Source organism: Yimella sp. NH-Cas1, assembly GCF_022359705.1.
Lineage (GTDB): Bacteria > Actinomycetota > Actinomycetes > Actinomycetales > Dermatophilaceae > Yimella > Yimella lutea.
In genome coordinates, this window is the sequence record NZ_JAKSGG010000003.1 from 794753 (window position 1) to 816984 (window position 22232).

At 67.0% G+C, this 22232-nt stretch carries 20 protein-coding genes; 16 read left to right on the top strand and 4 right to left on the bottom strand.

Annotated features, from left to right (window positions below):
• The first annotated feature begins 27 nt into the window (after positions 1-27).
• The 11 genes from MF407_RS04190 (at position 28) to map (ending at position 11123) form a co-directional block, all read left to right on the top strand.
• Positions 28-1650 carry a DAK2 domain-containing protein gene (locus tag MF407_RS04190; protein WP_239701425.1) on the top strand — a complete coding sequence of 541 codons (1623 nt, stop codon included), beginning with the start codon at positions 28-30 and terminating at the stop codon, positions 1648-1650.
• A gap of 2 nt (positions 1651-1652) precedes the next feature.
• The gene (locus MF407_RS04195; RefSeq protein ID WP_239701426.1) at positions 1653-3848 is read left to right on the top strand and encodes an ATP-dependent DNA helicase RecG; all 2196 of its coding nucleotides are present in this window, start codon (positions 1653-1655) and stop codon (positions 3846-3848) included.
• Position 3849: 1 nt separating this feature from the next.
• The gene (rsmD, locus tag MF407_RS04200) at positions 3850-4422 is read left to right on the top strand and encodes a 16S rRNA (guanine(966)-N(2))-methyltransferase RsmD (protein ID WP_239701427.1); all 573 of its coding nucleotides are present in this window, start codon (positions 3850-3852) and stop codon (positions 4420-4422) included.
• The gene (coaD, locus tag MF407_RS04205) at positions 4419-4922 is read left to right on the top strand and encodes a pantetheine-phosphate adenylyltransferase (protein WP_342771354.1); all 504 of its coding nucleotides are present in this window, start codon (positions 4419-4421) and stop codon (positions 4920-4922) included. Before rsmD ends, coaD begins: the two co-directional genes overlap by 4 nt.
• Before the next feature lie 147 nt (positions 4923-5069).
• Positions 5070-5636, top strand: coding sequence for a YceD family protein (locus tag MF407_RS04210; protein WP_239701428.1), 567 nt, complete (start codon positions 5070-5072; stop codon positions 5634-5636).
• A gap of 1 nt (position 5637) precedes the next feature.
• Positions 5638-5832 carry a 50S ribosomal protein L32 gene (gene rpmF / locus MF407_RS04215; RefSeq protein WP_129627494.1) on the top strand — a complete coding sequence of 65 codons (195 nt, stop codon included), beginning with the start codon at positions 5638-5640 and terminating at the stop codon, positions 5830-5832.
• Positions 5833-5846: 14 nt separating this feature from the next.
• Complete coding sequence (gene rnc, locus MF407_RS04220; protein ID WP_239701429.1) at positions 5847-6626, top strand: ribonuclease III; 780 nt, start codon at positions 5847-5849, stop codon at positions 6624-6626.
• The gene (gene mutM, locus MF407_RS04225; RefSeq protein ID WP_141928962.1) at positions 6619-7485 is read left to right on the top strand and encodes a bifunctional DNA-formamidopyrimidine glycosylase/DNA-(apurinic or apyrimidinic site) lyase; all 867 of its coding nucleotides are present in this window, start codon (positions 6619-6621) and stop codon (positions 7483-7485) included. Before rnc ends, mutM begins: the two co-directional genes overlap by 8 nt.
• A 63-nt stretch (positions 7486-7548) precedes the next feature.
• Positions 7549-8409: a hypothetical protein gene (locus MF407_RS04230; protein ID WP_239701430.1), complete on the top strand. Its 861-nt coding sequence runs from the start codon at positions 7549-7551 to the stop codon at positions 8407-8409.
• 48 nt (positions 8410-8457) lie between these two features.
• Positions 8458-10359: a M3 family metallopeptidase gene (locus tag MF407_RS04235; RefSeq protein ID WP_239701431.1), complete on the top strand. Its 1902-nt coding sequence runs from the start codon at positions 8458-8460 to the stop codon at positions 10357-10359.
• On the top strand, positions 10356-11123 hold the full coding sequence (gene map, locus MF407_RS04240) for a type I methionyl aminopeptidase (protein ID WP_239701432.1): 768 nt from the start codon (positions 10356-10358) through the stop codon (positions 11121-11123). The genes MF407_RS04235 and map overlap by 4 nt, the downstream gene beginning before the upstream one ends.
• 23 nt (positions 11124-11146) lie before the next feature.
• On the opposite strand, the gene MF407_RS04245 is transcribed toward map, so the two are convergent.
• From MF407_RS04245 to MF407_RS04255, 3 genes are all read right to left on the bottom strand, one after another.
• Complete coding sequence (locus tag MF407_RS04245) at positions 11147-11677, bottom strand: MarR family transcriptional regulator (RefSeq protein WP_239701433.1); 531 nt, start codon at positions 11675-11677, stop codon at positions 11147-11149.
• A 284-nt stretch (positions 11678-11961) separates the two neighbouring features.
• Positions 11962-13596: an HNH endonuclease signature motif containing protein gene (locus tag MF407_RS04250; protein ID WP_239701434.1), complete on the bottom strand. Its 1635-nt coding sequence runs from the start codon at positions 13594-13596 to the stop codon at positions 11962-11964.
• Positions 13597-13682: 86 nt separating this feature from the next.
• A complete protein-coding gene (locus MF407_RS04255; RefSeq protein WP_239701435.1) occupies positions 13683-13946 on the bottom strand; it encodes a DUF2283 domain-containing protein in 264 nt (87 codons plus the stop codon).
• 106 nt (positions 13947-14052) lie between these two features.
• Between MF407_RS04255 and smc the strand changes: the two genes are divergently transcribed.
• From smc to ftsY, 3 genes are all read left to right on the top strand, one after another.
• Positions 14053-17625: a chromosome segregation protein SMC gene (gene smc / locus MF407_RS04260; RefSeq protein ID WP_239701436.1), complete on the top strand. Its 3573-nt coding sequence runs from the start codon at positions 14053-14055 to the stop codon at positions 17623-17625.
• A gap of 93 nt (positions 17626-17718) precedes the next feature.
• Positions 17719-17943, top strand: a complete 225-nt coding sequence (locus MF407_RS04265) for a hypothetical protein (protein ID WP_141928954.1) — start codon at positions 17719-17721, stop codon at positions 17941-17943.
• 78 nt (positions 17944-18021) lie between these two features.
• Complete coding sequence (gene ftsY, locus MF407_RS04270; RefSeq protein ID WP_239701438.1) at positions 18022-19329, top strand: signal recognition particle-docking protein FtsY; 1308 nt, start codon at positions 18022-18024, stop codon at positions 19327-19329.
• 51 nt (positions 19330-19380) lie between these two features.
• On the opposite strand, the gene MF407_RS04275 is transcribed toward ftsY, so the two are convergent.
• Positions 19381-20301 carry an oxygenase MpaB family protein gene (locus tag MF407_RS04275; RefSeq protein WP_239701439.1) on the bottom strand — a complete coding sequence of 307 codons (921 nt, stop codon included), beginning with the start codon at positions 20299-20301 and terminating at the stop codon, positions 19381-19383.
• 119 nt (positions 20302-20420) lie between these two features.
• Between MF407_RS04275 and MF407_RS04280 the strand changes: the two genes are divergently transcribed.
• Positions 20421-21827: an ammonium transporter gene (locus MF407_RS04280; protein WP_239701440.1), complete on the top strand. Its 1407-nt coding sequence runs from the start codon at positions 20421-20423 to the stop codon at positions 21825-21827.
• Positions 21824-22162, top strand: a complete 339-nt coding sequence (locus MF407_RS04285) for a P-II family nitrogen regulator (RefSeq protein ID WP_129627455.1) — start codon at positions 21824-21826, stop codon at positions 22160-22162. Before MF407_RS04280 ends, MF407_RS04285 begins: the two co-directional genes overlap by 4 nt.
• Positions 22163-22232 lie beyond the last annotated feature (70 nt).

The following is a 22232-nucleotide window of genomic DNA, read 5'->3' on the forward strand; positions in this document are numbered from 1 at the left end:
GGCCCACGCACGAAGGATGACAGACAGATGGCGCTGGAAACGCTCGACCTCGACGCCCTGCGTCGCTGGGTCGTCACCGCGCGCGCCGATCTCGCCACCTACGCCGAGCGGATCAACCGGCTCAACGTCTTCCCGGTACCAGACGGCGACACCGGCACCAACCTGCTGATGACAGTCGACGGTGCGATGGGGTCGCTCGCCTTCACCCAGCCTGCTGACCTGGTGCAGGCGGCGCGCGATCTCGCGCAGGCCACCTTGATGGCCGCACGCGGCAATTCCGGCGTGATCATCAGCCAGGTCGCTCGCGGTGTGGCCGAGGTGCTGACTGAATCTCCCGACCAGCGCGTGACCGGAAGGCAACTCGCCGATGCGCTGCGACGGGCAGCGGACTACGCCTGGCGCAGCGTCAGCATCCCGGTCGAGGGGACGATCCTCACGGTGGCGAGCGCCGCCGCCGACGGTGCCGCGATGCAGGCCTCCGGCTCGCTCGAGGACGTCGTGACCGGCGCAGTTCGCGCCGCGGAGATCGCGCTGGTCAACACCACGCACCAACTCCCCACGCTCAAGGAGGCCGGCGTCGTCGATGCCGGGGGCGCAGGATTCGTGGTACTCCTCGACTCGTTGCGTCGGGTCATCGAGGCCGACGCAGGGCCGATCAAGGGCCTCGGCGAACCGCCGTCCTGGCTCGCCGGCGAAGGGGCGATTCGCGACTCCGATTGCGAGAGCATCGAGGGGCCCGGCTACGAAGTGATGTTCATGCTCGCCGAGACCGACGAGTCCCGCGTTTCGCGCTTGCGAGGTGTCCTCGACCGGCTCGGCGACTCCCTCGTCGTGGCGGGGGGACCCGACGTGTGGTCGGTCCACGTGCATGTCGACGATGTCGCTGCAGCCCTCAACGCGGGTGCTGACGCCGGGCGTCCGCACCGGTTCGAGGTGACCCGCTTCCAGGACGAGATCACTGCGCGTCACCCGGTACCTGTTTCCACCGAGACGAAGACGCTCGTCGTCGCCGTCGCAGATTCACCCGGCCTGGCCGAATTGGCCCGCCAGGACGAGCGCATGGTCGTGACCGGTGACGCCGGGCGCATCGCCCGGGCTTCCGCCGTTCGGGCTGTCCGCGAGACCGGACTGGCCGAGGTGTTGCTCGTGGCTGACGGACGACGTAGCGGTCGCACCGCCGACGCGCTCGAGAAAGCGCTGCGCGACAAGGACATCCGCGTCATGCGTCCCGGCTCGACCGGACCGACCGAGTTCCTGGCGACCCTCACCGTCGCACATCCCGAGCAGGCCGGTGCGGAGGTGATCGCAGCAGTCGACGATGCGCTCGTGAGCCTGTCGACCGGCATCCTGACGATCGCGTCGGAGGAGTTCGAGACCCCGTCCGGCACCTGCCCGAAGGGTGCGGTCGTGGGACGCATCGACGGCGAGGTGATCGAGTACGGCCACGAGGCTCTGCCTGTGGCGGCGCGCGTGGTGCAGACGTTGGTCACCGAACACGACTGCGAGATCGTCACGCTGGTGGTGGGGGAGAAGGTGCCGGACGCGCTTGCCGACACGCTGCGCGCCGGCCTGCGCCGCACCCACCCGGACATCGAGGTGACGATCGTGCAGGGCGGCGGCCCGTATGTTCTGGCCGTCGGGGTGGAGTGAGCGTGCAGGTCACACGGGGTACCGACCTGGCGAAGGTGATCGACAAACGTGTCGCCGGGCGTCTGGCCGAGGCGCGCGACGTCCACACCGTGGGTGGCTTCCTCGATTTCCTGCCGCGTCGATATATCGATGCGAACACCGCCGGACGCCTGGCGGAGTTCCAGGTCGGTGAGATGGCGGTGCTCGTCGCGACCGTGGTCAGCGCGAACGCCCGTTCGATGCGTAACCGCAAGGGCCGGATGCTGGAGGCGGTCATCGAGGACGCCGACGGCACGACGGCGCGGCTTGTCTTCTTCCGTGCCTACGGCCACGAACAGAAGCTCGTTCCGGGGGCCACCGCCTTGTTCCGCGGCAAGCTGGAGGCGTACCGCGGGTCGTTCCAGTTGTCCCATCCGGAGTACACCTTCACCACCGACGACTCCGCGAGCGTGTACGCCTCGGGCATCGTCCCCACCTATCTCGCAGTGCCCAAGACGACCGATCTGTCGCTCACGATCGCGATGCAGCAGGTGCTGGGCTCCTGGGAGGGTGAGGACCCGCTGCCTGCCGATCTCCTTGCCAGACATCGACTTCCGTCGATGCACGAGGCATATCGGTTGCTGCACCTGCCCACCTCACAGGCCGACGTCGGCCGTGGCCGCCGCAGGCTGCGTTACGACGAGGCATTGGTCGTGCAGACGGCGCTGGCCGCACGTCGGGCGCAGTACGACGCCCAGACCGCGACACCGCGCGTGCCCCAGGCGGACGGCCTCCTTGCCCGTTTCGACGAGCGACTGCCGTTCGAACTCACCGCCGGACAGCAGGAAGTGGGTGCTCAGATCGCCGCCGATCTCGCGGCCGAGCGGCCGATGCACCGTCTGCTCCAGGGCGAGGTCGGCTCCGGCAAGACGATCGTCGCGCTCCGAGCGATGTTGGCCACCGTCGACGCCGGCGCGCAGGCCGCGTTGCTCGCTCCCACCGAGGTACTCGCGCAACAACACGAACGTTCCGTCCGCAAGATGCTCGGCGACCTCGCCGAGGGGGGCATGCTCGGCGGCGCCGACGGCGGTACCCGGGTGGCGCTGCTCACCGGCTCGATGAGCAAGTCGGCCAGGGAGCGTGTTCTGCTCGACATCGTCTCCGGCGAGGTCGGCATCGTGATCGGCACGCACGCGCTGATCCAGGACAACGTCAACTTCTTCGATCTGGGACTGGTGGTCGTCGACGAGCAGCACAGATTCGGGGTGGAGCAACGAGATGCCTTGCGCGGCAAGGCAACTCGTCCACCGCACGTCCTGGTGATGACCGCCACCCCCATCCCGCGGACGGTCGCGATCACGGTGTTCGGCGACATGGAGACGTCCGAGTTGCGCCAACTGCCGTCCGGGCGCGCGCCGATCGTGTCCCACGTCGTCCCGGCCGCCAGACCCGGTTGGCTCCAGCGCAGTTGGCAGCGCGTGGCCGAGGAGGTCGGGCGCGGCCACCAGGCGTACGTCGTGTGCCCGCGGATCGGCGCGGAGGACCCGGACGCGTTCCTGGACGACTACGGCATCGCGAACCCCTGGGCCGATGAGTCCGACCTGCCTGACCCGACGAAACAACAGACTGCATCAGTGCTTGAGACCCTCGACACGCTGCGGTCCGAACCTGCCTTGGCGGGCCTACGGATCGAGATGCTGCACGGCCGGATGAGCGCGCAGGAGAAGGAGCTCGCGATGAGCGAGTTCGCGGCGGGCCGCATCCACGTGTTGGTGTCGACCACCGTCATCGAGGTCGGCGTCGACGTGCCCAACTCCACGATGATGGTGATCATGGACGCCGAACGCTTCGGCATCAGTCAGTTGCACCAGTTGCGCGGACGCGTCGGTCGAGGCAGTGCCGGTGGGCTGTGCCTGTTGGTCACCGGTTCGGAGAACCCGGTGACACTCGAGCGGCTCGAGGCCGTCGCTGCGACCAACAACGGATTCGAGCTCGCAGACCTCGACCTGAGCCTGCGGCGTGAGGGCGACGTCCTCGGCGGGCGGCAGTCCGGCGGCAAGAGCGGCCTGAAGCACCTACGGATCACCCACCCCAAGGACGTCGAACTCATCGAACTCGCCCGTGCCGACGCAACGCAGCTCATCGCCGACGACCCGACGCTCGCCGACCACCCGGGACTGGCCGAACTCCTGTGGGAACGCCTGGACGCCGAGCAGGTCGCCTTCCTGGAGAGGGGCTGACATGACCCGCATCATCGCCGGTGTCGCGGGCGGACGCCGTTTGGCAACGCCCCCCGGTGACTCCACGCGTCCGACCAGTGAGCGAGTCCGGGAGGCGTTGTTCGCCCGACTCGAACACCTTGATGCGTTGCAGGACGCACGTGTGCTCGACCTCTACGCAGGATCCGGAGCGCTCGGCCTCGAAGCCGCCAGTCGGGGCGCCTGCGCAGTGGTGCTGGTCGAGAAGGACCGCCGCGCGGCGGCGGTGGTTCAGCGCAATGTGCGTGAACTCGGGCTACCGGACGTGCAGGTGCGTACCGAGTCGGTGGAGAAGGTGGTGGCCGGTGCGACGGGGGAGCCCTTCGATCTGGTCCTCATCGACCCCCCGTACGACATCGACGACGCCAATCTCGCCACCGTCCTGCAGCGTCTGGCAACGGGTTGGCTCAATGAGGACGCGGTGCTGGTGGTGGAGCGCTCGTCGCGCTCGCCCGAGCCGGTGTGGCCGGCCGATGTGGAGTTGATCGGTCCGCGCCGTTACGGCGAGACGACCGTGTGGTTCGCTGAGTTCGTGCCTGAAGGAGATGCCGCGTGAATGATGTGAGCGCCGACGTGCGTCGGGCTGTGAGCCCCGGTTCGTTCGACCCGATCACCGTCGGCCACCTCGACGTGATCACCCGCGCCGCCGAGCTGTTCGACGAGGTCGTCGTCGCGGTCGTCTACAACCCCGACAAGAACGGCACCTTCACGCCCGAGGAACGCGTCCGGCTGATCGAGGAGTCCGTCGCACACCTGCCCAACGTGCGCGCGCAGGCGTTCGGCAACCGGTTGGTCGTCGATGTGTGCCGCGAACTCGACGCGGGCGTGATGATCAAGGGCCTGCGCAACGGCACCGACTTCGCGTACGAGATGCCGATGGCTCAGATGAACACCGAGATGACCGGTGTCGAGACGCTCTTCGTCGCGGCCGATCCGAGCGTCTCGCACTACTCCTCCTCGCTGGTGCGGGTGTGTGCGCAGCACGGCGCGGACGTGTCGGCGATGGTGCCGCCCCCGGTACTCGAGCCACTCGTGCAGCGATTGCGCGGTGACTGAGCGCGCCGGTGGCTGAGTGCCGACCGCGAGTTTGGGGAATCGGCGATCGCACCGGTAACCTTGTGTGTCGGTCTGCGTCGTCCTTGACGTGGTCCGAACCGAGCAGTACCACCACCCATGACTCACCACGAAGATCGCCGAGCCGACATGCACCTCGACCCGCGTAACCCGCTCGTCCTTGACACCAAGGAATTGGGGCGGCGTCCGGGGCACATGGCTCAGATCGAACGTGATGTGCCGGCGCCCGATCTCTTCGGCAACGAGGTGATCGAGATCGCGCAGGGCGAGCCGATCGAGCTCGACCTGCGCATTGAGTCGGTGATGGAAGGGGTGCTGATCTCCGGTTCGGCCTGTGCCACGGCGACCGGTGCTTGCGTGCGGTGCTTGGAACCGGTCCACGAACCTGTGGATGTCGAATTCCAGGAGCTGTTCGCTTACGCCGACCGCGCGGCCCACCACAACCAGGTGGCCGGCGACGATGAGGACATGCACGTTCTGGACGGCGATCTCGCCGATCTGGAGCCGATGTTGCGGGATGTGGTGGTGCCTTTGCTGCCCTTCCAGCCGGTGTGCCGGGAAGATTGTCCGGGTCTGTGCTCCGAATGCGGAGCGCGCCTGGCGGACGACCCGGACCACCATCATGAAGTGATCGATCCCCGATGGTCGGCGCTGGCCGGTATGGCCGACGCCGAGAACGACGAGAAGAGGAACTGACGTGGCTGTCCCGAAGCGGAAGATGTCGCGCTCCAACACCCGTTCGCGCCGTGCGAACTGGAAGACGACGCCGGTCGTGACCACGACGTGCCCGAACTGCAGCGCCCTGGCCCAGCCGCACATGGCTTGCCCGGCCTGCGGCACCTACAAGGGTCGTCACTACAGCGCCGCGGAGCAGACCGCTCACCAGGCCTGAGACACCCGGTCGACGTGGCTTCGTCGAAACGGGCTGCCTCTGCGAAGGCTTCGCAGCGGCCCGTCGCTGACCTTTCCGCCCTGCTCGCGCAGATCAGCGGGACGGACATCGACGAGCCGCTGCTTCTGCGTGCGCTGACGCATCGGTCGTACGCGTACGAGAACGGGAACCTGCCGCACAACGAGCGCCAGGAGTTCCTCGGCGACGCCGTGCTGGGGTTGGTGGTCACCGAAGCGCTGTATGTCACCCACCCTGACTTGCCCGAGGGGCAACTGGCGAAGTTCCGCGCCTCGGTCGTCAACGCGCGTGCGCTCGCCGGCGTCGGCCGCGCTCTGGAGTTGGGCGAGTACATCCTGCTCGGACGCGGCGAGGACACCAGCGGCGGACGCGACAAGGACTCGATCCTGGCCGACACCGTCGAGGCAGTCATCGGTGCTGTCTACCTGTGCGGAGGCATCGAGCCGGCACACCGCCTGGTGCACCACATGGTCGACGACCTGATCGAGCAGGCTGCGGATCTCGGCGCCGGTCTGGACTGGAAGACCTCCCTGCAGGAACTCGCCGCCGGCCACGAACTGGGCTCTCCGTCCTACCAGGTCACCGATCAGGGCCCCGACCACGACAAGGTGTTCACCGCATCCGTCCTGGTGGCCGGTGAGGTGCTCGGCACCGGAGTGGGTCGCAACAAGAAGTCCGCGGAGCAGGTCGCTGCCGAGGCAGCGTGGAAGACGCTCAAGGCCCGCACCTCCGCGAAACCCGCCACCGAACTCGAGCGGGACGTCGAGCTTGCCTGAACTGCCTGAGGTGGAGGTCGTCCGCCGCGGGGTCGCCGATCACGTGGTCGGGCGACGCATCGAAACGGCCGAGGTGCTCGGCTCGCGGGTGGCGCGCCGCCACGAGGCCGGACCGGCTGCGCTCGCTGCTGCGCTCACCGGCGTGCGGGTGGACTCCGCCCGCCGACGCGGCAAGTACCTGTGGATGGATCTGGACGACGGGCAGGCGCTCGTCGTCCACCTCGGCATGAGCGGCCAGTTGCTCGTAGAGGATCCCGATGCGCCGCGGGAGAAGCACTGTCACGCGCTCTTCGGACTCGACGACGGCAAGCAGTTACGGTTCGTCGACCAGCGCACCTTCGGTGGGCTCCAACTCGTCGAGATGCTGCCGGACGATCACTCGAATGCGTCGATCCCCAGCGTCATTCGGCATATCGCGCCCGACCCACTGGAGTCCGCGTTCGACCTACGGCAGACCCTCACCCGGATGCGGCGCAAGCACACCCAGATCAAACGAGCCCTGCTCGATCAGACTCTGGTGTCCGGCATCGGCAACATCTACGCCGATGAGGCGCTGTGGCGCGCGAAGCTGCACGGTGAGCGGCTGACCGACAAGGTGAGTGCGAAGGCGGCCGGCGAGGTGCTCGCGCACGCGGCGACCGTGATGTCCGAAGCGCTCGGCCAGGGCGGCACCAGTTTCGACGCGCTCTACGTGAACGTGAACGGCGCCAGCGGCTACTTCGACCGTTCTCTCAACGCCTACGGCCGCGCGGGCAAGGAGTGCCGCCGCTGCGGTGCGCTCATGGTGCGCGAGCAGTTCATGAACCGCGGGTCGTTCTCCTGCCCTGTCTGCCAGCCGAGACCGCGGCGGTCACGCTGATCTGTGCCGACCTGATCTGCCGTCCATGCCTTTAGGATTCGTTGGCGAGCTTCAGGAGGGCGCATGGCCAAGCGGCACGAGCAGGAGACCAATCCGCAGTCGCGGTACTACGACCACTATGCGAAGAAGCTTCGCGACCCGCAGGACAACTCGGGCGGCAAGGGTAAAGCGCTGCTGGCGGGTGCCGTGGTAGGTCTGTTCGCGGTCGCCGGGCTCGGGTACTGGGCGACTCAGCAGGCCGGTGACGACAAGGCGGCCACATCGTCGACGACCTCGCCAGCCACCACGACCTCCGGTTCGTCTGTGCAACAGACGTCCTCACCCAGCACCTCGTCACCGACCGGACCGAACCCTTCCGTTGTTCCCGGCTGGCAGGTGGTCCAGGGAAAGCCCGCGGACAAGGTCGCCTACTCGGTGCCTGCCGGCTGGAAGCAGGTGCCGAACGTCATCTGGGGACAGCAGAACGCCGAGGGTCTGCAGAGCCCCAACCTGTTCGGAGTCCACTCCGCCGCGACGCAGGGATCCGGGAGCTGCGCGACCGAGCCGAGTGCTCCCACGACCGCGGTCGGTCTGCGGGGACAGGTGAGCGATCCCCCGAGCAGCGCTGCGACGGACGCCGCCACGCGCATGGCCAAGACGATCGCGGCGAAGGCCGACGGCTCAGCGGGACCGGTGCCGGCCGCGCCGAAGGTGACGTCGGTGCGGGTGAACGGCTGCATGGCGACTCTTGCTCGAACGACGGCGACGAACGGCGCCCCTGGTGGCAAGAACTGCAACGCGGTGCGCTCGGATGTGTTCGCCGTTGCGGTGCCGGTCGGGACCAAATCGACCGTATGGATGTTGGTGCGGGACCAAGGCGGCAAGCAGGTGCCTAGCGATGCCGAGGTCATGAAGATGATCTCGACCATCACTCCGCGTCCCTGAGGTCCGGCAGTCGCTTGCCACCGCGCCGGCGCGGTTAGGCTGGCGGACGTGACTTCGACTCCGCTTGCCCTGCCCACCGACGACGCTCTCGACTGGCTGACCGACCGATGCGACGGTGCTCTGGATGATGCCAAGACCCTCGTCGAGCGACTGAAGGACGGCTCGGTCAAGGACGTGCTCGCGACCTGGAACGCGGTGCAGATCGAGCTCGGTAACGCTGCGGCCGCATCGTCCTTGTTCTCCGAGGTGCACCCGGACGCGGGCGTACGTGACGCCGCCGACGAGGCGATGCAACGCGTCGACGCATACTCCACGGAGCTCGGTCTCGACAGCGAACTGTTCGCGGTGCTCGACGCGGCTGATCCGGGCGGCGACCCCGACGCCCAGCGCCTGCTCGAACTCACCCGGCGCGACTTCCGCCGCGCAGGCGTCGACAAGTCCGAGGCCGACCGTGAGCGCCTGCGTCAGCTTGCGCAGGAGGAACTGAAGGCCGGGCAGGAGTTCGGCAAGAACATCCGCGACGGCGTCCGCTCCATCACCGTCGCACCGGAGCAGCTCGCCGGTATGCCGCAGGACTGGCTCGATGCCCACCCGGCAGGTCCGGACGGCACGGTCACAGTCACCACCGACTACCCCGACTCCGTCCCGCTGATGACCTTCTGCGCCGACCGCACCGTTCGTCAGGCAATGACGCACGAGCGCAGCAACATCGCGTGGCCGGCCAATGACGCTGTGCTGCAACGGCTTTTCGCTCTTCGCCAGGAGCACGCCGAACTTCTCGGGTACGCCAACTGGGCCGACTTCGATGCCGAGGTGAAGATGATCGGTGAGGGCAAGGAGATCCGTACCTTCATCGACAAGATCACCGACGCCGCGAACGACCGAGCGCTCGCCGACAAGCAGATCCTGCTCGATCGACTGCACCAGGACCACCCGGACGTCGAGGACGTCACTGCCGTCGACACGGCGTACTACTCGGAATTGGTGCGCAAGGAGCAGTACGACGTCGACGCGCAGCTGACCCGCACCTACTTCCGGTTCGATCGCGTCCGGCAGGGTCTGCTCGACGTGACCGGTCGGTTGTTCGGTCTGGAATGGAAAGCCGTCCCGGAGGCCACCGTGTGGCACGCGGACGTCACCGGCTACGACGTCCTCAAGGACGGCGAACGCATCGGCCGGATCTACCTGGACCTGCACCCGCGCGAGGGCAAGTTCAAGCACGCCGCACAGTTCACGCTGGTGAGTGGTGTCGACGGTGTGCAACTGCCCGAGGGAGTGCTGGTCTGCAACTTCAGCCGCGGGCTCATGGAGCACGACGAGGTCGTCACGCTCTTCCACGAGTTCGGTCACCTCGTTCACCACGTGGTGGGCGGTCAGGCACAGCAGTGGAACCGCTTCTCCGGTGTCGCCACCGAGTGGGACTTCGTCGAAGCACCGAGCCAGATGCTCGAGGAATGGGCTTGGGACGCAAGCGTTCTCGCGACGTTCGCCACCAACGACGAGGGCGAGCCGATCCCGGCCGACCTGGTCGCACGCATGAAGGAAGCCGACGAGTTCGGCAAGGGCTTCATGGCGCGGACGCAGATGTTCTACGCGGCGGTGTCCCTTGGGCTGCACGTCGACCGGCCCGAGGACATGACGTCCTATCTGCAGCAGACGCAGCGCAAGTACTCCGTCTTCCCGCCGTTGCCGGACAACCACTTCCACTGCTCGTTCGGCCACCTCGACGGATATGGCTCGGGTTACTACACCTACATGTGGTCGCTGGTCATCGCCAAGGACATGTTCAGCGCCTTCGATGCCGGCGACCTGTTCGACCAGGACGTCGCGACCCGGTACCGGGAGACGGTGCTCGGCATGGGCGGACGCAAGGACGCTGCTGAACTGGTGCGCGACTTCCTCGGACGCGACTACACCTTCGACGCCTACGCCGATTGGCTCGAAAAGTGATAGAACTCCGCTCCGCCAAGGAGCTCGAACAGATGCGTCCGGCCGGTCGGCTCGTCGCTGAGGTGCTCACCGCGCTGCGGGAGAAGGCGGACGTCGGCGTCAACCTGCTCGAACTGGATGCGTTGGCGCACAAGATGATTCGGGACGCCGGGGGAGAGTCGTGCTATATCGACTACCACCCGAGCTTCGGGGCGAGCCCGTTCGGCAAGGTGCTGTGCACCAGCGTCAACGATGCGGTGCTGCACGGTCTGCCGCACGACTACGTCCTGGCCGAGGGTGACCTGCTCAGCGTCGACTTCGCGGTGTCGATCGACGGGTGGGTGTCGGACTCGGCGCTGTCGCTGGTCGTCGGCACGCCCCGAGCACAGGACCTTCGTCTGATCGAGACGACCGAGAAGGCGCTCGAAGCCGGCATTGCAGCGGCGACTGTGGGTAACAAGCTCGGCGACATTTCTGCGTCCATCGCGGAGGTTTGCAAGGCAGCCGGCTACCGGGTGAACACTCAGTTCGGTGGACACGGTGTCGGCCGCACGATGCACGGCGAACCGCACGTGCCCAACGACGGTCGGCCCGGTCGCGGACTCAAATTGCAGCCGGGGCTGGTGATCGCGATCGAACCATGGCTGATGGAGTCGACCGACGAGATCTATACCGATGAGGACGGCTGGACGTTGCGCAGTGCCGATGGTTCGCGGGGCGCGCACAGCGAGCACACCGTTGCGGTCACGCAGGACGGCCCACTGGTGCTGACCGCCCGGGGCTGAGTACCCGCACCGGACTGCGGACGTCAGCTGTCGCGCCGGCTCTCGATGGTGTTGAACGCCTTGCGCAGCAGTGCGTTCAGTTCCCGCAGTTCCTCGACCGACAGGCCGTCGAGCATCCGGACATCTTCACCGGACCAGCGGTTGGCGATGCGCTCCCAGGCCTCGCGGCCCTTGGCGGTGATCTCGACGATGACACTGCGGCGATCATCGGTGTCGGGGGTGCGGGTAACCAGACCGGAACGCTCCAGCTTGTCCAGACGCCCGGTCATGCCCGCGCGGCTCACGCCGGCCAGATCGGCCAGTTGGGCTGGGGTGGAGCGCGGACGCCCCTTGGTCTGACCACCGACCAGCACGTGCAGCGTCATGTACTCATCCAGTGAGAGCGGGTCGTTCTGGAGCACCTCGCGCAACCGGCGATCCGACTCGTTCTTCAGGCGCACGACTCGGTTGAGGACCCCTTCGGTCTCTCGATCACGCCCGTCGTCGTCGCTGAACATGGCGGACCAGACGTCCAGGTGGGCGTCGGTCGAGTCGGTGATTCGTTCTTGGTGCACGAGCGCACAGTACCCGGCGCCTCACCCGTACGGACCAGTCACCGAACCGATGTTCGAGGGGTGGACGCCTGGTGACCGCATGGTCACCGCGCCCGCTGATCGAATCTCATGGACAAGGAACGCTCGTACCGAGCCGTCCTCGAACCGCTGGTTGAGCCAGGTGTCCGACGAAGGCTTGTACTGAGTTGTCGCGAATCGCTGGTTGAGCCATGCGCCCGACGAAGGAGGGCGCATGCGCCGAAACCCGGTGACCGTGAACGGCTACCCGACCGCACGGGCCGAGTTCATGAAGCGTCGTGCACGGAGTCTGGGTAGGTGACATATGTGCGGCCGGTGCGGGAGGTCCAGGTACAGACTCCGTCGTCGCTCATGTGGTAGTCCCAGTGCTTCTTGGTCTTCGCGTCGTGGTGGTGGCGGCAGAGTGCGGCAAGGTTGTGCCCGGCGGCCGGTCCCTGCGGCCATTCGATGACGTGGTCGATGTCGCACCTGATGGCGGCGCGGGTGCACATGGGGAACCGGCAGGTTTGGTCGCGTTGTTGCACGAACTCCCTCATCTTTGATGTCGGCTCGTACGCCGTCGTCGAGGTTTCGCAGGTGACTCCGGTGTCGGCGTCGACCAGTGCTCGGGTCAGGCGGCAACCGAACTGCTCGATCAACGCGTCGAGCACCTCGGGCCGGATGAACCCGATCCCGGCGATGCGTGCCCACCCCGTTGAGTATGAGGTTCCCGATTCGCCTGATGTTGAACACGATTCGGAATCGGGAGTATCGGTGGGCTCGCGAGCGGTATCCGGGCCGCGGGGCGATGAGGCGGACTGTCCGGGTGGGGGTGACCCGTCGTTCGGGGACGCCTCGGGCTCGTGTTCTGGGTCGTCGGTGGCACGTTTGGCCGCGGTCGCAGCCTGTTCCTCGCTTTCCTCGCGCACGACAGGGACCTGGATCACGACCTGGTAGCTGACGTCGACGCCTTGTGTGACGAGGTCGTGCAACGCGCAGAGGCGCAGTTGTCCGAGCGTCGGCTTCGCATCTGTGGCCGGGTCATCGGCCTTTGGTGGGTTCTTCGAGCAATGGTCAGCGAGTTGGTCCACGGCTCCGTAGATGCGGGCGATCTGGTCGGCCGGGCCGACGGCGCACAACTCGGCCATCCCGGCAATGTCGGAGGGACGCACCCAGACACCAGTGGCGTCTTTGGCTTCCTTGACCCGCGCCTTCTTCGCGGCTTCCTCTTCCCACTGGGTCACCAACGCCCGTGCCGCGGTCTTCACCGTCAGGTAACCCCAGGCGTCGAAGCCTTTCGTGTCGAGCAGGTGCTGCTCGACCCGGCGGGATGTCTCGGGTGAGGCGCTCACCAACTCTGAGGCAACGAGGCTGACCTTCCAGTACGGGATTGAACCCTCGACCGCGGCCGCCAGCAACCCGGGAGTTTTGGTGCACGCGTCGATGGAGTTGCTCATCTTGCTCGATGCGGTGCGGGGCGCCATCTGACAGGCAGCCGCCAGGTCGGTGTCGGCGAACGACGCCTGGTGTCCGAGCGGGTGTTCGACCTTCGCGGTGACACCGGTGTCGGAATCGACCAACTCTTCATCGATCGCGGCATACCGAGCCATGGCCATCGCCTGCACGGCCTGCGAGGTGGACGCCAACTGGGTGGAGCCTTTGATGGCTTCCTCCAACAGCCGCATGTCATCGACATCGACAGGCCGAGCGGTGGCGACGGACCCGGCGTTGCGCACGGCGTCGGTCTCGAGCCGGTGAAACGCTTCCCGGGACATCCGGTTTGCGAACGTCAGGACTTCCGCGGGTGACCCCAAAGCGTTCAGAAGCTGGTTCAACAATCGCTCCTTCGGGTCTGAAAGCGATTGCAGCAGAACGAATTCCACCGGTGAGACCGGTTCGTAGAACTCGTAGCTGATGCCCATGAAGAAACTCTAGGCGGGACCACCGACAACCTCCGTCGGTGAGCCGAGGGCATGGTCGCGCAGGTTTGATCTGTGTCTCGACGCACCTACTCGGACGGCAGGATCTCCGGTCGCAACAGGCGCCGTGCGTTGAGTACCTCAAGGCCCAGGAGGCGTCCCTGAGCGTCAACGTCCAGATTGACGATTCCGTCGATGCTGACGCCACTGACGGGCACCGTCAGGACGGCCTCTCCAGGATGGATCACGTCGGCGAAACAGAAGTAGGCAGCGTCGGCGTCGGCGTCGTACCTGACGCGAATCGGAGTCATCAGAGGAGTCTGTCCGAAGCCGATGGCCTCGGGGAAGATCATGTCGCGATCGTTCCTGTCCGCGGCATCACCGCTGATCGCCGCGGTGACGAACCCTCGTGCCGGTAGGCTGACCGAACCCGTAGCCCGGCCGGAGGATCCTCAACTCGTGTACGTCAAGAGCCTGACCCTGAAGGGCTTCAAGTCCTTCGCCTCGGCCACCACGATGAAGCTCGAACCGGGCATCACCTGCATCGTCGGCCCCAACGGGTCCGGCAAGTCCAATGTCGTCGACGCACTCGCGTGGGTGATGGGCGAGCAGGGCGCCAAGAGCCTTCGCGGCGGCAAGATGGAAGACGTCATCTTCGCCGGCACCCCCAACCGGCCGGCGCTCGGTCGGGCAGAGGTCTCGCTGACCATCGACAACTCCGACGGTGCGCTGCCGATCGACTACACCGAGGTGACGATCACCCGGACGATGTTCAAGGGCGGCGGCTCCGACTACTCGATCAATGGCACGAGCTGCAGACTGCTCGACATTCAGGAACTGTTGTCCGACAGCGGTATCGGCCGCGAGATGCACGTGATCGTCGGACAGGGCCAGCTCGACACCGTCCTTCGTGCGACCCCCGAGGAGCGCCGTGGGTTCATCGAGGAGGCCGCTGGCGTCCTGAAGCACCGCAAGCGCAAGGAGAAGGCGCTGCGCAAGCTGGAGCAGATGGAGGGCAACCTCACCCGCGTCAGTGACCTCACGACCGAGATCCGCAGGCAACTCGGACCGCTCGGTCGTCAGGCGGAGACGGCGCGCAAGGCGGCGATGATCCAGGCCGATGTGCGTGACTCCCGGCTGCGTCTGCTCGCGGACGACCTCGTCCAGCTGACGACGACCCTCGAGCAGGAGGTCGCCGACGAGACCGCGCTGTTGGAGCAGCAGAAGCGAGTCCAAGAACGTCTCGCTGCCGCTCAGCGGATGCTCGGCGAGTTGGAGGCCGAGGCCGAAGCCGCTGCCCCTTTGCAGTCGAAGATCCAGGACCAGTGGTTCGCGCTGTCCTCGCTGAAGGAGCGGGTCGACGCCACCGCGAGCCTCGCCGCCGAACGAGTGCGACTGCTCGCCGATGATGATGCTCATGAACAGCAGCAGGGCTCGGGTCGGGACCCGGAGAAGCTGAAGGCTCAGGCCGCGGCCGCCCGCGAGGAACTCGCGCGGCTCAACGATCAGATCGAGCAGGGCCGTCGTGCGCTGGACGAGGCCGTGCAGCGGCGTGGCGATCTGGAGAACGCCCACACCGCAGAGCAGCAGCGGCTGACCAAACTCGCCCGCGCAGCCGCCGACCGCCGCGAGGGGTTGGCCAAGCTGGAGGGCCAGGTGTCGGCCCGCCGCAGCCGGATCGAGGCGGGGGAGGCCGAGCTCGGACGAATGGCCTCCAGTGCCCAGGAGATCGCGGATCGCATCGCCGGTATCGAACGCGATCACCGCGAACTCGAGTCCACGGTCGCGCAGGACGAAGAGGGCGAAGAAGGGCTCGACGCCGCGTACGAGGACGCCGAGACGCGTCTGGCTGCGGCCGAGGAGGAACTCGCCGGCGCGAAGCAGCGGCTCGCCGATGCCGAGAAGGAACGCAGCACCTACCAGGCCCGTGTCGATGCGCTCGAGATGAGCCTGACCCGCAAGGACGGCGCCGCACATCTCATTGAGAACGGTGTGGTGCGCGGTTCGCTGACCGAACTGCTGCAGGTCGAGTCCGGCTACGAAGCGGCGATCGCCGCCGCGCTCGGGTGGGCCGCGGACGCGGTCGTCGTCGACGACCTCGAAGCCGCGGCGTCTGCCGTCGATCGGCTGCGGCAGGACGACGCGGGCCGGGCAACGCTGTTGCTCGCGTCCGGATCGAAAACCGTCGACGTGCAGTCGATCTCGTTGCCGGACGGCGCGCGGTGGGCCATCGATGTGGTGTCCGCGGACGACGGCCTGCGAACGTCCGTCGCCCATCTGCTCGCCAGTGTTGCCGTCGTCCCCGACGCTTCCTCGGCCAAAAGACTTGCGGCTCAGGATGTTTCGTTGATCGCGGTGACTCAGGAGGGCGACGTCTTTGCGGCCGGGTACGTGCGTGGCGGGTCGACTGCTGCACCGTCGCTGCTCGAGATCCAGGCCGCCGTCGACGAAAGTCGCGAGAAGGTCGAGACCGCCAGGCGCAACGGTGAGCAGGCCCAGTTCGCCGTCGAGAAGTCGCGTACCGCCGTGCAAGAGATCCAGGCTGAGCTGGACGCCGCGCTCGACCGGTTGAACGCGTCCGATGCCCGTCTGTCCTCCGTGGCCGAACAACTCAGTCGTCTGGGACAGGCGCTGCGCAACGCCCGTTCGGAACAGGAGCGTCTGGTGAACGGGCGGGCCGGCGTCGAACAGAACCTCGCCACCGCCCGCACCGAGCTCGAAGAACTGCAACAGCGGCTGACCGCTGCGCAAGAAGCGCCGCAGGAGCAGGAACCCACCACCGACGAGCGCGATCGGCTCGCCGCAGAAGCCGCCGCTGCTCGCAGCCGCGAGACCGACGTCCGGCTCGGTCTGCGCACCAAGGAGGAGCAGGCCCGCTCGGTCTCCGGTCGTGCCGACGGACTGGAAGCCGCTGCGCGATCGGAGCTCGAAGCTCGCGAGAAGGCGCGCGTGCGCCGCGAACGCCGTGCCCGTGAGGCGGCGACCGCACGCACCGTGCAGACTGCCGCCGTCGAACTGGCCGGGCACGTCGCCGCAGCTCTGTCGATCGCCACCGGACGCCGCGCCGAGGCTGACCGGGCCCGCACTCAACGTGACCAGGCGCTCGCCACGCAGCGCAAGGACGTCACCGCGATCAATGACGAACTGCGCGTACTGACCGACACGGTCCACCGTGACGAGGTCGCTCGCGCGCAGCAGCGCCTGCGCATCGAAGCCCTTCAGACCAAGGCCGTAGAGGAACACGGGATCGACCCGGAGGTGCTGGTCGAGGAGTTCGGGCCGCACCAGTTGATCCCGCCCGTGCCCGGTCCCGACGACGATCCGGACGATCTGCCGGAACCGAAGCCCTTCGTCCGCGAGGCGCAGGAGAAGCGGCTGCGCTCCGCCGAACGCAAACTCGGACAGCTCGGACGGGTGAACCCGCTCGCGCTCGAGGAGTTCGCGGCGCTGGAGGAGCGGCACAAGTTCCTGGTCGAGCAACTCGAGGACCTGCGAACCTCCAAGCGCGACCTGCTCGACATCGTCGACGAGGTCGATCGCCGGGTCGAGGAGGCGTTCGCGAGTGCCTTCCACGACACCGCCGCGCAGTTCGAGGGAGTGTTCTCCCGTCTCTTCCCCGGCGGCGAAGGCCGACTCATCCTGACCGACCCGGACAACATGCTGACTACCGGACTCGAGGTGGAGGCGCGCCCGCCGGGCAAGAAGATCAAGCGGTTGTCACTGCTGTCGGGCGGCGAGCGGTCGCTGGTCGCCGTCGCGCTGCTGGTGTCGATCTTCAAGGCGCGCCCCAGCCCGTTCTACATCATGGACGAGGTCGAGGCCGCCCTCGACGACGCCAACCTCGGACGCCTGATCACGCTGTTCGAGGAACTGCGTGACTCCAGCCAGCTCATCGTCATCACCCACCAGAAACGCACCATGGAAGTGGCCGATGCGCTGTACGGCGTGTCCATGCGTGGGGACGGTGTGACCAATGTGGTGAGTCAGCGGATGAGTGACGTGCGGCCGGCCGACGAGGCCGCCGCGGTGTGAGATCCGGCACAAAACGCGTCGTTCACCGGAATTTCGCCGAGAAACGGTGTTTCGGATTCGGGTTTGTGCGGGTCGTTCGGTCACCATGGAGACATGCTCTGGTTGATCCTCGCGCTGGTCGTCTGCGTAGCCCTCGCCTCCGCCGTTCTCGGCATGGTTGCCGTGCCTGCCCGTCGTGAGGGTCGGCCTGTCCTGACCCAGCGTGGCGAACACCTGGTGACCACCGTCTCGCAGACCACCGACAAGGTCAGCACCAAGGCCAAGGGAGCCACCGACGGCGTCGTCAGGACCGTCAAACGGGAGCGCTCGCAAGCCTGACCTGCACATCTTGCGAGTTCGTCTCGCACGATGACCCGGGGGCGACACGATGTCGGCCCCGTTTGTCATGATGGGCGCGTGGATCAGCTCTGGGAAATCCTTGTCGTTCTGACCGTCGTCCTTCTTGGAGCCGTCGGTCTCGCCGTCGCCTTCCTTCGCGGCAAGGGAGGCAAGACCAAGGAACTGCCGCCGCAGGAGCCGCCGCCCGCAGCGAAGGATGCTCCGCAACGCAAGGCGAACACCTACACGCCGAGCAGCACCGCCAAGATCGACACCAGCAAGGGGTCGACCGCCACCGCGCCGCCGCCGGCGGACACCGACGAGCGCGACGAACCGCCGGTCCGCTCGGCCGAACCGAAGGAGAAGGTAGCCAACCGCGGCGGCACGGCCGTCGAGGAAGCGCCCGCGCCGGTCGAGCCCGCGCCTGCGCCTCCCACCGAACCGTCGATCGAGGAGCCGGAATCCGCGCGTGGTCGCATGACCCGGTTGAGCTCCCGGATGGCCGCGTCCAACAGCGCCATGGGCAAGGGACTGCTCGGCGCCTTCTCCGGCGGCGGCAAGCTCGATGAGAGCGTGTGGGAAGAGGTCGAGGACATCCTGCTGGGCGCCGACCTCGGAGTTGAAGCCACCACCGAACTCGTCGACAACCTCAAGAAGCGGGTCAAGACCGAAGGGTCCGCAAGCCCCGAGCAGTTGGAGATGTGGCTGCACGAGGAACTGTTGAAGCTCGTCGACCCGACGATGGACCGTCGCATCGCGGCCAGCCGGGTCGGTGACCGTCCCGCCGTCGTGATGGTCGTCGGCGTCAACGGCACCGGCAAGACCACCACGGTCGGCAAGCTCGCGCGCGTCCTGGTTGCCGAGGACAAGGAGGTGCTGCTCGGCGCCGCCGACACCTTCCGCGCCGCAGCGGCCGACCAGCTCGAGACCTGGGGTGCCCGCGTGGGCGTGGCTACCGTCCGCTCCGAGAAGGAGGGCGCCGACCCGGCTGCAGTCGCCTTCGACGCGGTCAAGGCTGGTAAGGACGAGGAGGTCGACGTCGTCATCATCGACACCGCCGGTCGCCTGCACAACAAGGTCGGTCTGATGGACGAGCTGTCGAAGGTGAAGCGAGTCATCGAGAAGCAGAGCCCGATCGATGAGTGCCTGCTGGTGCTCGACGCGACGACGGGTCAGAACGGCATGCGTCAGGCGCAGGTGTTCGCGCAGGCGGTCAACATCACCGGCGTCGTGCTCACCAAGCTCGACGGCACCGCGAAGGGCGGCATCGTGGTGCTCGTACAGCGTGAACTCGGGGTGCCCGTCAAGCTCGTCGGCCTGGGCGAAGGTGCCGACGATCTCGCCCCGTTCGACCCGAAGGCGTTCGTCGACGCCGTCCTCGACTGAAGAGTGACCTCGGCGTCCGACCGGAGAGCGCGGTGTGCAATCGGAGGAAGATCATCGCGCCGTGCCTGCTGGGGAAAGTTGCTCGTGCGTCAGCCGGTCGTCGGCGACGAGGGGATCGTTCAACATCCAGCGGACGGCAGTGACACCCGAGTCTCCGACACGCAGCGCGGTCGCCGATCTGGCTGAGCCCCACTCGATTCCGAACAGGGCGCGGGCATAAGGCGGGAGCGACGCGAGTGCGCCGTTGAACAGCGCCGCATATCCGAGGAGTCCGGTGCGATCCAGGCCGGCGGGTCGGCGTAGGTAGGTCAGTACGTCCAGAGCGTCAGGGCCCGCTTCCAGCAGCGGACGGTAGGAGGCGAGGACGTCGGTGAGTTCGGCTTCCGAGCGCGGGGCAGCAGGCACACCGATGCCCTCGGCGGCGCGGGCGGCCTGCGCGACGTAACGGTCGGCGTCCAGCGGATCCGCGTGGCCGAAGCGGCGGTAGGCGTCCAAGAAGCTGTCGATCTCGGCGCAGTGCACCCACAGCAGCAGATCGGGATCGCTCGCGGTGTAGTGCCGACCGTTCGGTGCGACCCCGGTGATCATCGAGTGCACCTTCGTCACCCGTGCCATCAGCCGCTCGGCATCCGGCACCGGTCCGTAGGTGGTCATCGAGATGAAGGTGCTGATCTGCTGCAACCGACCCCATGGATCCTCGCGGTAGGTGGAGTTCTGGGCGACTCCCGCCATCGCGACCGGGTGCAAGGCCTGAAGCAGCAGGGCACGCAGGCCGCCGAGGAACATCGAAGCGTTCGCATGAACCTGCCAGATGGGGTCGTCCGGGGTGAACCAGCGCGGCCCAGGCGCTCCCCAGATCGTGCGAGCCCGGGCGGTCGCGTCCGCGCCACCGGTACGCGAGCGCAGGTCGAGTGCCGCCTTGTGGCGCACCTCGTCGTGCACCCTGATGACGGCCTGCCACGGGGAAAACATGGGTCCCAGTATCGGTACTGAGCCGTGAAACGAGGTGTTTACGGGGCCGCGGAACATGTCACATGGATGAAACACGACGACGCATCGGGCGAAACCGCAGCCGCACAAGGTAGTTCGTCATGAACACCTACACCGCCCTGACGCAGGTCGCGGCGACGACACCACTCGACACGGGCAACACGGCCTGGATGTTGATGGCGGCGTCACTCGTCCTGTTCATGACCATTCCAGGCTTGGCGCTCTTCTACGGCGGTCTCGGCCGTTCCAAGGGCGTCCTCAACATGATGATGATGTCGTTCGGGTCGTTCGGGCTCATCGGCATCCTGTACGTGCTGTACGGCTACTCGATGTCGTTCGGCACCAAGGACATCGGCGGCTTGTTCGCCGGGCCCTTCGAGTTCTTCGGCCTCAAAGGCTTGATCCCCGGTGAGCCGGGCGCTGAGACGATCACCAGCGCCGGCATCCCGGCCCTCGTCTTCGTCGGGTTCCAGTTCACCTTCGCCGCCATCACCGTCGCCCTGATCAGTGGCGCGATCGCCGACCGCGTGAAGTTCAGCACCTGGATGGTGTTCAGCGCCCTCTGGGTCACGCTCGCCTACTTCCCGCTCGCCCACATGGTGTGGGGTGGGGGACTGCTGTCCGGTTCGGAAAGCGGCGTTGCGGCCAAGCTGTTCGGCACCACCGACGGCGCCGCATCGGTGGCACCGATCGACTTCGCCGGTGGCACCGTCGTGCACATCAACGCCGGTATGGCCGGTCTGGTGCTCGCCCTCCTGGTCGGCAAGCGCATCGGGTTCGGACGCCAGCCGATGCGTCCGCACAACGTTCCGTTGGTCATGCTCGGTGCCGGAATCCTGTGGTTCGGCTGGTTCGGTTTCAACGCAGGCTCCGCGCTCGGCGCGAACGAGTCCGCCGGTCTCGCATGGATCAACACGACCGTCGCCACCTGCGCCGCGGTACTCGGCTGGCTCCTGATCGAGAAGGTCCGTGAGGGGCACATGACCTCCGTCGGTGGTGCGTCCGGTGTCGTGGCCGGTCTGGTGGCCATCACCCCGGCGTGCGGCAACGTGACCCCGCTCGGCGCCATCGGCATCGGCCTGATCGCCGGAGCACTCGCGGCACTCGCGGTCAGCCTGAAGTACAAGTTCGGGTACGACGACTCGCTCGACGTCGTCGGCGTCCACCTGGTCGCCGGTCTGTGGGGCACGGTCGCCCTGGGCATCTTCGCCCGCGGCACGGGCCTTGCCTACGGGGAGTGGAAGCAGCTCGTCGTCCAGATCGTCATCGCGCTGGTCGCCCTCGTCTACACCGCCGTCATCACCTTCGTCATCGGCTTCGCGCTGAAGAAGACGATGGGTTGGAGGATCGACGAGGACGACGAGATCGCCGGAATCGACACCGCCGAACACGCTGAATCTGCTTACGATCTGGTCGGATTCGGCAGCGGCAACCGCATCGGGCAGAGCCGTCCGGAGAAGGACGCTCGCCACCACAACGAAACGCAGAAGGCAGGAGCGCAGGCATGAAGCTCGTCACCGCCATCATCAAACCCTTCAAGCTCGATGAGGTGAAGGAAGCCCTCGAGGCGTACGGCGTCGCCGGGATGACGATCAGTGAGTCCAGCGGTTACGGCCGCCAGCGTGGGCACAGTGAGGTCTACCGTGGTGCGGAGTACACCGTCGACTTCGTCTCCAAGCTGCGCATCGAGGTGCTCGTGGAGGACATGGATGCCCACAGCGTTGCCGAGGTGATCGTGAAGTCCGCCCAGACCGGACGGATCGGTGACGGCAAGGTGTGGATCATGCCGGTCGAGGACGTCGTCCGCGTGCGCACCGGCGAACGCGGCGAAGCAGCCTTGTGAGACCTCCGGGTGGCCCGCGTCCCCCAGCGCGGGCCACCCGGTGAACACTTGCTTCAGGGAGGGAAGCCAC

What these genes read in the sequence shown, in the direction of transcription:
- MF407_RS04275 (WP_239701439.1), bottom strand. Translation starts at nt 20,301, where the DNA reads ATGTTTTCCCCGTGGCAGGCCGTCATCAGGGTGCACGACGAGGTGCGC.
- MF407_RS04255 (WP_239701435.1), bottom strand. Translation starts at nt 13,946, where the DNA reads ATGATCTTCCCCGAGGCCATCGGCTTCGGACAGACTCCTCTGATGACT.
- MF407_RS04190 (WP_239701425.1), top strand. Translation starts at nt 28, where the DNA reads ATGGCGCTGGAAACGCTCGACCTCGACGCCCTGCGTCGCTGGGTCGTC.
- MF407_RS04250 (WP_239701434.1), bottom strand. Translation starts at nt 13,596, where the DNA reads ATGGGCATCAGCTACGAGTTCTACGAACCGGTCTCACCGGTGGAATTC.
- MF407_RS04230 (WP_239701430.1), top strand. Translation starts at nt 7,549, where the DNA reads ATGGCCAAGCGGCACGAGCAGGAGACCAATCCGCAGTCGCGGTACTAC.
- MF407_RS04265 (WP_141928954.1), top strand. Translation starts at nt 17,719, where the DNA reads ATGCTCTGGTTGATCCTCGCGCTGGTCGTCTGCGTAGCCCTCGCCTCC.
- MF407_RS04285 (WP_129627455.1), top strand. Translation starts at nt 21,824, where the DNA reads ATGAAGCTCGTCACCGCCATCATCAAACCCTTCAAGCTCGATGAGGTG.
- rsmD (WP_239701427.1), top strand. Translation starts at nt 3,850, where the DNA reads ATGACCCGCATCATCGCCGGTGTCGCGGGCGGACGCCGTTTGGCAACG.
- MF407_RS04210 (WP_239701428.1), top strand. Translation starts at nt 5,070, where the DNA reads ATGCACCTCGACCCGCGTAACCCGCTCGTCCTTGACACCAAGGAATTG.
- MF407_RS04280 (WP_239701440.1), top strand. Translation starts at nt 20,421, where the DNA reads ATGAACACCTACACCGCCCTGACGCAGGTCGCGGCGACGACACCACTC.